This window comes from Pseudoalteromonas luteoviolacea (assembly GCF_001750165.1).
Lineage (GTDB): Bacteria > Pseudomonadota > Gammaproteobacteria > Enterobacterales > Alteromonadaceae > Pseudoalteromonas > Pseudoalteromonas luteoviolacea_G.
The window spans coordinates 4,380,654-4,390,256 of record NZ_CP015411.1 but is presented as its reverse complement, the minus strand read 5'-3'; the positions used below and the strand labels follow the sequence as shown (position 1 = coordinate 4,390,256).

General features: G+C 41.8%; 10 protein-coding genes. All 10 read left to right on the top strand.

Annotated features, from left to right (window positions below; all coding sequences use genetic code 11):
* The first annotated feature begins 85 nt into the window (after positions 1-85).
* From S4054249_RS18890 to S4054249_RS18845, 10 genes are read left to right on the top strand one after another with little or no spacing between them, the layout of a single operon-like run.
* Positions 86-694, top strand: coding sequence for an acyl-homoserine-lactone synthase (locus tag S4054249_RS18890; RefSeq protein WP_046355763.1), 609 nt, complete (start codon positions 86-88; stop codon positions 692-694).
* Positions 695-720: 26 nt separating this feature from the next.
* Positions 721-1,866 (top strand): pyridoxal phosphate-dependent aminotransferase, encoded by a 1,146-nt coding sequence (locus S4054249_RS18885; RefSeq protein WP_046355762.1) that lies wholly within the window; start codon positions 721-723, stop codon positions 1,864-1,866.
* 1 nt (position 1,867) lies between these two features.
* Complete coding sequence (locus S4054249_RS18880; RefSeq protein ID WP_046355761.1) at positions 1,868-2,818, top strand: 2-hydroxyacid dehydrogenase; 951 nt, start codon at positions 1,868-1,870, stop codon at positions 2,816-2,818.
* On the top strand, positions 2,805-3,764 hold the full coding sequence (locus S4054249_RS18875) for a class I SAM-dependent methyltransferase (protein ID WP_046355760.1): 960 nt from the start codon (positions 2,805-2,807) through the stop codon (positions 3,762-3,764). The genes S4054249_RS18880 and S4054249_RS18875 overlap by 14 nt, the downstream gene beginning before the upstream one ends.
* Position 3,765: 1 nt before the next feature.
* Positions 3,766-4,941 (top strand): hypothetical protein, encoded by a 1,176-nt coding sequence (locus S4054249_RS18870; protein WP_046355759.1) that lies wholly within the window; start codon positions 3,766-3,768, stop codon positions 4,939-4,941.
* Positions 4,938-6,266 carry a phenylacetate--CoA ligase family protein gene (locus S4054249_RS18865; protein ID WP_046355758.1) on the top strand — a complete coding sequence of 443 codons (1,329 nt, stop codon included), beginning with the start codon at positions 4,938-4,940 and terminating at the stop codon, positions 6,264-6,266. The genes S4054249_RS18870 and S4054249_RS18865 overlap by 4 nt, the downstream gene beginning before the upstream one ends.
* The gene (locus S4054249_RS18860; protein ID WP_046355757.1) at positions 6,267-7,202 is read left to right on the top strand and encodes a hypothetical protein; all 936 of its coding nucleotides are present in this window, start codon (positions 6,267-6,269) and stop codon (positions 7,200-7,202) included.
* A gap of 35 nt (positions 7,203-7,237) precedes the next feature.
* A complete protein-coding gene (locus S4054249_RS18855; protein WP_046355756.1) occupies positions 7,238-7,951 on the top strand; it encodes a class I SAM-dependent methyltransferase in 714 nt (237 codons plus the stop codon).
* Between the two features lie 14 nt (positions 7,952-7,965).
* Positions 7,966-8,364: a VOC family protein gene (locus S4054249_RS18850; RefSeq protein ID WP_046355755.1), complete on the top strand. Its 399-nt coding sequence runs from the start codon at positions 7,966-7,968 to the stop codon at positions 8,362-8,364.
* A gap of 25 nt (positions 8,365-8,389) precedes the next feature.
* Positions 8,390-9,577, top strand: coding sequence for an aromatic amino acid transaminase (locus tag S4054249_RS18845; RefSeq protein ID WP_046355754.1), 1,188 nt, complete (start codon positions 8,390-8,392; stop codon positions 9,575-9,577).
* Positions 9,578-9,603: the final 26 nt, after the last annotated feature.

The window sequence follows — 9,603 nt, the reverse complement described above, 5'->3', positions numbered from 1 at the left end:
TGCAATACCTGTCAGATCTGACAGGTATCAAAATACTTTGGAATTTTTATACTCATTTCGGTACGTCGTAAGGGGAGAACTACCGATGAGAGTCGTAACAAAATGTGTAAACTATAATTCAATTCCACAGGAAGAATATCAGCAAATTTGTCGTTTGCGTTATCAGGTTTTTGTTAAACGTCTAAAGTGGGAACTACATACCAGTAAGCAGTTAGAACTACAACTTGAGTCTGATGAATACGACTATTCAAATGCGCAGTACCTCTACGTTACAGACAATAGCATGCAGATTTATGGATGTTGGCGAATTTTGCCGACTCTGGGAAGGTATATGCTTAAAAATACCTTTCCGACCTTACTTGAAGGTCACTCCATACCTGCTTCTGAATCAGTTTATGAGTTAAGTCGCTTTGCAGTAGATAAGCATCTTGCTCAAGCTGAAACCAACAAAAGTAGCAGTATTACAATGAAGCTATTCCAAGGCATATATGACTATGCCATTGAAAATGGCATCAAGGAATACGTCACGGTAACCACAACTGCAGTTGAACGCATTCTTAAACGCATTGGGATCCCATTTACCCGCATAGGTGACAAGCAAGTACATTTGCTTGGAAATACAAAGTCTATTGCACTCAGTATTCAAGTAAACCGCCAGTTTATGCTCGCCGTCCAGGATGAAACCTGTAGCTAACAATATTAATTTGATAAGGAAACATCATGAACACCGATCGTTACGATAGTCTGACTGAAGTTGAAGTCGAAGGCCTAAGTTATCTCTATAACTTTGCAGACGGACATGCATACCATGATATTAACGAACATTATGTAGATATCATCAATAACTTACAGCGCTATTGGCAAGAAGGTATAGAGAGCTCTATCCCTGATATGGAAAAAGCGTTTAAAAACCAATTTGCTGAACTCATTGACTCTTCAACACTGCACTCGAGTACTCATTTCAGTGTATGCCCGACAGCTTCAAATTCAATTGATATCGTCGCAGCTTGGCTCAATAAGGAAAATAAGCGTACCGCATTGATTGAACCCGCTTTTGACAATTTATACCTGCTGTTAAAACGTCGTGGTGTTGATATTAGTGCGTTTGATGAGCTGGCACTTAAAAATGAAAATCAATTAGCACAGATAGTGAGTGGTGGTGACATTGATGCACTGTTTCTAGTCAATCCAAATAACCCGACAGGTTTGGAGATGACAGAGTCCGAGTTTGTCTATCTTGTTGAGCAATGTAAAGCACACAACATCACGATTTTATTAGATAGAACATTTAGGATCTATGGCAAAACTAACTTTGATGATTATCAAATCTTAGAACAATCAGGCATTGATTACGTTGTGATTGAAGATACTGGGAAAACATGGCCAACCCAAGATCTCAAAATCAGCCTGATGGTTTATTCAGAAGCGATCAGTAGCACTATGCGTTTGCTCTATGAAGAGATTTTTCTGTGTAGCAGTAACTTTGCATTGGCATTGTTAAAGGAGTTTATTGCCGTAACAGCCAAGTTTGGTGTTGATGCCACCATTAAAAATGAAGTGAGAAGACGCAGTGAAACCATTAATGACGCCTTGGCAGGTACAGGCTTAAAGGTTTTTGATAATGATGAAAAGTGCCAGCTTCCATTGTGTTGGATCGACATCAGTGCAACTGGATACGACGATGTTAGTTTCGCAGCACGTCTAAAGGAGCATGATATTGCAGTGCTTCCAGGGCGTTTCTTTTATTGGAATTCAAAGTCGCAGCATACGCAATTTATCCGCGTTTCTTTGATGAAGCCTGATAATGAGTTCTATGAAGGAATCGAAAAACTCAAAGAAGCCGTAACACGTATCTTGGAAAAGTAAGATGAAAAAGCTACTTGTTACTGGCGATGTTGATATCACTCAATTAGCGCAGTTAGATTGTCAAATCTGTCACCTCAAAGAGCCAAAAGATGAGCAACAGATCATCGAAGCGCTGGTGGATTGTCATTATTACATTATTGGGGGTCCTGAACATTGTTCAGAGCAGTTTTTAAATGCTGCTCAAGTGCTTGAGCTGGTTGTCGTGCTTGGTACTGGCACAAGTAGTTTTATCGATCTTAAAGCTGCTTCTAATAAGGGTGTTGAGGTGATGAATACGCCTAAGCTCAATGCTCAGACGGTGGCTCAGTTTGCTTTTGCGACCATGATAATGCGCAATACTCGGTTTCATTTTTCATGGCAAAAGATGCAAGCAGGTACCTGGTTTCAAACCCCTTACAAAGAGCTTGCAGGGTCAAAAATCGGGCTGGTAGGGCTTGGGAACATTAATCGTGCTTTGCTCGCACTTATACGCACAGTGAGTGACCAACCTGTTTACTATCACGCAAGGTCGCCAAAAGAAGCGTTACATGATACCCATCAGCTTGAATTTTTAGAGCTACCGGAGCTAATGAGCACCTGTGATTTAGTGGTCGTCAGTGTGACGTTCAATGAGACAACTCAATCATTTATTGATGAAAGAGCTTTGGCTAATGCTAATCAAGAGCTGGATCTACTTTGCTTCAGCTCGCCACACGTCATCTGTCCGACAGCGCTAAGGAATGCACTGACAACAAAAACGATTCGATCCGCATACATGGATGGTTATTACCAAGAGTGGCTAGAAACTCCCGGTGTCGCAAACGATCAGTACGGGTTGTTGTCCTTAGAGCCTTCTGTGTTCATGGCAACGACGCATATTGCTGCGCAGTCGCGAGAAGCAATACAGGCTTTGCTTGCTAAAGCGGTGGACAATATTAAACAACATGAAAGGAGTCGCCATGGGCGCTTATGACAATCTTGATATTGCATTTTCTGGCTGTATTACCAGTAAGGCATTAATGCTTGCAGAGCATATGGGGCTTTTTGAGCACCTAGATGAAAATGACAGTGTCAGTGCACATTTATTGAAGGAAGTATATAAAGACAAAGGGTCGTATTTAGACGCAATTCTCAACTCGCTTTGTGAAGGCGGTATTTTTTCAGCTGAGCAAGAGCAATACCAGTTATTGGTAAGTCGTGAAAAGATTAAAAAGAAAGTCCCGATATTTAAACTTTGGCTGTATGCGTATCGAGATTTACTCAGTGAACAAGAGCGTATGTTTGATGGGGAGCTTGATCGTATTCCCTATGATGGCGGCAGTGTTGCAAAGCACTCTGCGGAAATTGGCTCATCATTCATTGATAAGCAATTAGATCAAGTGGTTGCTGAGCTCGAATTAACGGGCACGCTGTGTGACATGGGGTGTGGCGCAGGGCTCAGATTAATCAAGCTTTGCCGAAATTTTGGTTTAAAGGGAATAGGTATGGACATGGATGCCAATGCGGTTGCATTAGCGAATCAAAACCTCGCCAAATCAGGGATCGATGGCGTGGAATTTAAACAACAAGATATCACCAAAATTGAAGGTCAACATGAAGATATCGAAGCCATTATGTTTACCTTCTTTACACACCATATTGAACCAAACGAGCGATTAGAGCGCTTATTGAATAACTATCGCGAGATTTTTCCAAACCTAAAATACATCGTTATTTTCGATACGGTGACTGGTGAAAAGCCAAATGAAGTTAATAACATATTCTCAAAGGGATTTGATTATATTCATCGACTACAAGGATTGATCCCGCGTACCCGCGCAGATTATATGTCTATTTTTGATAATAGTCGTTTGAGTATCACCAAAGAGATCCCACTTGCTGTTGATAACAGTTATGTGTGGATTTGCAAGGTGGCATGATATGAATGTGTTGATACTGGGATGTGGGGAAGTCGGGCAGGCCTGTGCACAAAGATTGCTAATGAATCACAGCGTGGAAAAGTTAACGCTGCATTGTAAGTCTATGCATCGGCGCACTGCTTTGACAAAAGAGCTGGGCCAAGAAGACTGCGTCGATATCATTCATTTTGACATCTTCTGCAATGAAGGTTTTGACAGGTTATCGGCGCTAATTCAAACGCTAAAACCCGATTACATCATTGATTGCTTGCCAGTTGGCAATATATTGGTGCCGATATTTAAAAATACGTCACTCGAGCAGGCCTCTGAAATGATGTTTGCTTATTTTAATTGCTTAAAAGCAGCCTTTGCACATGGCGTAAAGCGCATTCAAAAGGTGTCCAGTGGTGGTGCGGGTGGTTTGGGCGTTAGTTGCCCTTACCGACACGGGTTATCCACTATCAGTGGCGGAGATCTGCTGTTGTGGAAAATCTATTTTAACGGCGCATTACACCAACTGTTGATTAACTTACATGAAAGCGCACATGCATCTGTCGGCCTGACCATCCCGAGAGCTTTGATCGGGTATGAAGCCACAGACAAGGCACACATTATTGGCTGTGGAGACAGTACCGTTTACACCCGCGCTGAATTGGAGCTTTGCGCACATCCAAGCCAGTTTGGCTTCATCACTAAAGAAGATGTTGCTAGATCTACACTTGATTCACTATTTTCAACGTGTTTTGAGCAAGACTGCATCGCTCAAATGTGCCGAGCTGGGATCAATCAATCTTCACACAGTGCTCAGTTACTAGATTCTCTAACGCAAGATATGGCCAAACATGAGCAGGCGGACGACATTAGGTTAATCTCATTGGGGTCGCTTGGTAATCAAGTAACCAAAGACATGATCGAATTACTATTAGCGATTGAATTGCATAACGGTAAGTATGATCATAATCAGGATCCTCGCGAGTTTATTAGTAGCCACGGCTTTTTTGGTCAAGATGTCCTGAATCATTTTGAGTTTAGTTGTAGTGCTGTTGATGGCGACAGACAAATCGATTACTCGCTGTGCAACCTCAGCCATTGGCAAGCCTTAGTTTTACGTCATGCCTCAAACTCAGAATTAATCACAAAACATATAAGCCGTTATTTAGCTGCTATCTATCAACTTAAAGGAATTGATAAAAAATGAGAGATTTCACGACAAAAGAATTAGAAAAGCTATCAATTGATGGCTACAAAATATGGCAAGAATTAAAGTATAATCAAACACTTAATCGTGACGAGCTGAATAAACTTAAAGATGAAAAGTTTGTCAAAATGGTACGCCATGCCTATAACAATGTACCCATGTATCGCGCTAAATATGATAGCCATGGTGTGGATATTGATCAGATCAAAGGTGTTAAAGATATTGCGAAACTTCCCATCATTGAGAAAGACGATCTGATCGATAACTTCCCGCACAATAGTCTAGCTGAGGGCTACACCATTGATAATGTACAAACGGCTATCACTGGCGGGTCAAGTGGTAAGGTTGTGCGTGTTGCTTACAGCGACGACACCATGATTGAACGTGTTGTCACGGCATATCGGATTTATCACATGATGATGGATGGTTACCCTGATCATTATCGTCAAACTTATGTTTACACTGGTGTTTATCCATTTGCTTCATTACCCGAAGGGCGCTTTCCACTGACGCATATTTGGACTTTAGATAGTGTAGAAGACTCACGTGAAAAATTGGTGGCATCAAAACCACATATGTTGACACTCTATCCATCAAAACTCAAAGACATATTGACAGGGTTAAGCCAAGACGACATTGAGGCCATACGCACTAATTTGAAATGTATTAATGTGAAATCAGAAATGTCTTTGCAGCAAGAGCGTGATCAGTGGAGTGAGATTTTTGGTGTGCCCGTATTGGATGAGTATGGTTCTGAAGAACTTGCTGGCACCGTGGCGGCACAGTGTCGTCACGGTGGTTACCATATTTGGGAAGATATCAACATTGTAGAAGTGGTAGATGAACATGATCAAGTGATTGAAGACGAGGAATTGGGCGAGCTAATTGCGACCAACTTGTACAACTGGGCGATGCCGATTATCCGTTACCGTCAAGGTGATATGATCCAGTTAAAACCGGAAGGTGAAACGTGTGGTTGTGGTCGCATTTTCAGACAAATTGGCGACTTTAAAGGGCGCAGCAACTCTAAGTTTAAGACGCGTGAAGGTAAAGAATACTCTCCTGGTTATCTGCTGGATGTCGGCTATACACGATTAATGAAATACGGTGAACATTTGGCATCGTGGCAGTTGATCCAAGATACATTAGACAATGTGTATTTTGATTGTATTCCAACGAGCAAAATGACTGAGCAAATCAAAGTCGATATTGCCAGTGAGATAGATAATCTATTGCACAATAATTTTGATGTCACAGTTCGGTTTGTTGATGACATCAAAATTACCCCGCGCGGTAAGCGTAACCAAATTATTTCAAACCTTTAAATGAGTGGGTTACCGAGTATGTTGTATTTTTACCAAGCCGCTTGTGAAATAGACCAAGAGATCAAAGAAAACCTGATCAACAAGCTCAAGGATAATTTTCACAGGCACCCGCGCACTGGGTATGTTGATGAAGTCATAAAAGCGCTGCCTCAAAAAAAATTTGCAGATGTGATCAATGCATTGACGCTATTGGATGAGCGCTTTCAGCAACAATTACATCAGATTGGTAATGCGGATGAGCAATCACTATGGATGCATGAATTGTTGCTGGATGTGGATACGCATATAGGCGATTTTGGTCTAGATCCTCAACAGACTGGTAATCTACTTCGATATGCATTACGGGGCATGGTTTATCATCATATTGTTGAACAGGGAGAGTACATGCTCCCTCAGCGATACTCTGAACCGCTCGCTTATATACATCGCTCAACCATGGAACATAGCGTGCTGCAATATGCGTGTTTCCAGCAATCCTGTGGTTTGAGTCATGAACAACTCACACTTTGGTTGTGTGAACTTATCATTATCTATAAACAAGCTGTTTTAGCATGTTGTTTACTTCTCAATGATCAGCAAGTTGACCTACTTAGCGCTGACTTACAGAGTTTTAATTCAGCGCATTATGAGTCATTTTTGCGCGTTGGGCAGGATGTTGATCGTATTGATATGGTAGAGCTCAAAGGGACTGTAAAGCGCTTAACACAGTATGCTGACGTGTACTGGAATCTGGGCGCACTCTATGCGCTACGCACATTCATCTGCCATTTAAATGTGCACTGTGATGTGTTACCCCATGCAAGTCTATCGGGAGAAAACCCGCTAATCCGTTTAATAGAGGCTGAAATTATCAATGAGGAGACATTGGCTGCAGCCTACAACAGCGCCCAGCAAGTACTCAACCAGTTAAATCATGCGGCGAAAAGCAACCGCTAAAAAATTAGTAAAAAGTTATCCAAAAGGAATTTATTATGATCCACGAAAATCTAGAATCAGGGGATTCAGTCTCAGAATATTCTAAGCATACAACCGCTGTAGAATGGATTGAAATGGGATATTTAGGTGTTATTTCATCACAACAAGATGCACTAAATAAGCCTGGCCATATTATTGATTATGGGTGCGGGCCTGGTTTTTTTGCCGCTTACCTTGCTGAGGAATATAAACAAAAGATCACCGGCGTAGATATCTCACAAGAGATGATCAATCACTGTGAAAATGAATATAAAAATACAGATCTGTCATTTTATCAAGTAGGAGAAAATAAACTTGCATTTGCTGAAAATAACAGCATAGATGGCGTTGTTTCTTGCTACGTATTAATGCAGATCCCTTCACATGATGAGCAGATAGCGATCTGCGAAGAAATTTATCGGGTGTTAAAGCCTGGAGCAAAATTTACCATGTTGACAATGAATCCGGCATACACCGGTGTTCAATTTGATTTTTTGCGTAATGGAGATGTTGACCGAGTTTATTCAGCTGGTGAAAAAATGACAACCGAACTGCAAACTGACCACGGTACGTTAGAGCTTGAAGATGTCTATTGGCCGACTCAGTACTATCTAAACGCTTTCAGCCGCGCAGGCTTCTCCCATATAAAGTGTGTTGAGCACTGCCCAGCGTTTGGTGACAATCAAGACAAAGCGCAATTTTTAATTGTCGAAGGCATAAAAGCTGAATAATCGGGGAATACGTAATGGAATTTAATAACACGATCCCTGAACTGGTTTGTCGGGACATTGAAAGTAGTTTGTCTTTTTATACTCAAAAGCTTGGCTTTAAAGTGTTGTTTGAGCGCGAGGAGCAAGGGTTTTTCTTTCTATACAAAGACGATATTCAACTTATGTTGCAACAGCTTGGCGAAACCGCCTGGATGAGTCATGGCAATGATACACCGTTTGGTAATGGTATGAACATCGCGTTTAAGGTAGAGAGCTTAGAAAATCTCGACTGTTCTACTCCGTCTGAGGATATCTTTCTTGAAACTGAAACCATTGAATATCGAGTGCTAGACGGAGTGGCCAGTGTTAACCAAGTGATATTCCGAGACCCAGATGGATACTTAATCCGATTTGTAGAACAAGTGAATCAATAGTAGTAAGGCTAAGAAGGAGCGTCGAATGTTGAGCAACTTAAAAGAGATTGGGCAGGATCCAATCATGAAGTTAATGGTTGAATTTAGCCAAGATCAAAGGCCTGAAAAAATAGAGCTGGGCATTGGTGTTTACAAGGATGAAACAGGGAATACCCCAATTATGTCGGCGGTGAGCAAAGCTCAGACGGCGCTTCTGGATTCACAACACTCTAAAGCGTATTTAGGGCTTGCTGGCAATCAGTCTTTTAATGAAGCAACTAAGCACCTAATTCTCGGTGGCAGTGGTGCATTTGACCGTGCAAGCGCACTGCAGACGCCTGGTGGCAGTGGCGCGCTTAGGCTGTTTGTTGAGCTGGCGAAACAGCTTTGTACGCAGACGAGAATATGGTTACCTAAAGAGACCTTTCCGAATCATCCTTTAACGGCGGCTGCTGTTGGGGTTGAGGTCGTTTATTATCCTTATCTCGATCCGTTGACTCAAACGGTAGATGAATCAGCGATGTTGGCAGCGCTGAGCGAAGCGAATGCCAATGATCTCGTTTTAATACATGGATGTTGTCACAACCCAACGGGCGCTGATATCACATTGGAGCAATGGCAGGCCCTAGCTGAACTGGCTCATCGTAAAGGGTTTATGCCTTTAATTGATCTTGCTTACCAAGGATTTGGAGAAGGGATCTCAGAGGATATTACTGGGCTGCGCTTGTTGGTGAATCATGTAGAAAATGCCTTTATTTCGGTATCTTACTCAAAAAATATGGGACTGTACCGAGAGCGTACTGGATGTGCAATTGCTGTTGGTAGTAGTACTGCGAAGTCAGAACTCATTAAAAAGCACTTGTTACAGATAGCAGGCTGCTCCTATGCCATGCCGCCTGATCATGGTGCCGCTATTGTTGCTGAGATCCTGGGGGATCAACAGTTATTCTGTTTGTGGCAGCAAGAGCTTGCTGAGATGAGAGATAGATTGAAGTTATTGCGATTAAAGCTTGTTATATCGCTCAATGATCTAGGTAATACACAGTTTGACTATATCAAACAGCAAAGCGGATTGTTTTCATTAACGGGTTTAAATACACAGCAAATTGAGCGATTAAAATCAGAGTTTGGCATATATATTGTGCCTGGTGGCAGGATCAATATTGCTGGTGTAGGGTTATCCCAATGTGGGTATTTAGCATCGGCGATTAACCAAGTTGGAAATATGAATTAGCTGTGTAATACAGACGCTTTTAATAA

Excerpts from the sequence above, each read along its gene's own strand:
- S4054249_RS18890 (WP_046355763.1), top strand. The coding sequence starts at position 86 with ATGAGAGTCGTAACAAAATGTGTAAACTATAATTCAATTCCACAGGAA.
- S4054249_RS18885 (WP_046355762.1), top strand. The coding sequence starts at position 721 with ATGAACACCGATCGTTACGATAGTCTGACTGAAGTTGAAGTCGAAGGC.
- S4054249_RS18880 (WP_046355761.1), top strand. The coding sequence starts at position 1,868 with ATGAAAAAGCTACTTGTTACTGGCGATGTTGATATCACTCAATTAGCG.
- S4054249_RS18875 (WP_046355760.1), top strand. The coding sequence starts at position 2,805 with ATGGGCGCTTATGACAATCTTGATATTGCATTTTCTGGCTGTATTACC.
- S4054249_RS18870 (WP_046355759.1), top strand. The coding sequence starts at position 3,766 with ATGAATGTGTTGATACTGGGATGTGGGGAAGTCGGGCAGGCCTGTGCA.
- S4054249_RS18865 (WP_046355758.1), top strand. The coding sequence starts at position 4,938 with ATGAGAGATTTCACGACAAAAGAATTAGAAAAGCTATCAATTGATGGC.
- S4054249_RS18860 (WP_046355757.1), top strand. The coding sequence starts at position 6,267 with ATGAGTGGGTTACCGAGTATGTTGTATTTTTACCAAGCCGCTTGTGAA.
- S4054249_RS18855 (WP_046355756.1), top strand. The coding sequence starts at position 7,238 with ATGATCCACGAAAATCTAGAATCAGGGGATTCAGTCTCAGAATATTCT.
- S4054249_RS18850 (WP_046355755.1), top strand. The coding sequence starts at position 7,966 with ATGGAATTTAATAACACGATCCCTGAACTGGTTTGTCGGGACATTGAA.
- S4054249_RS18845 (WP_046355754.1), top strand. The coding sequence starts at position 8,390 with ATGTTGAGCAACTTAAAAGAGATTGGGCAGGATCCAATCATGAAGTTA.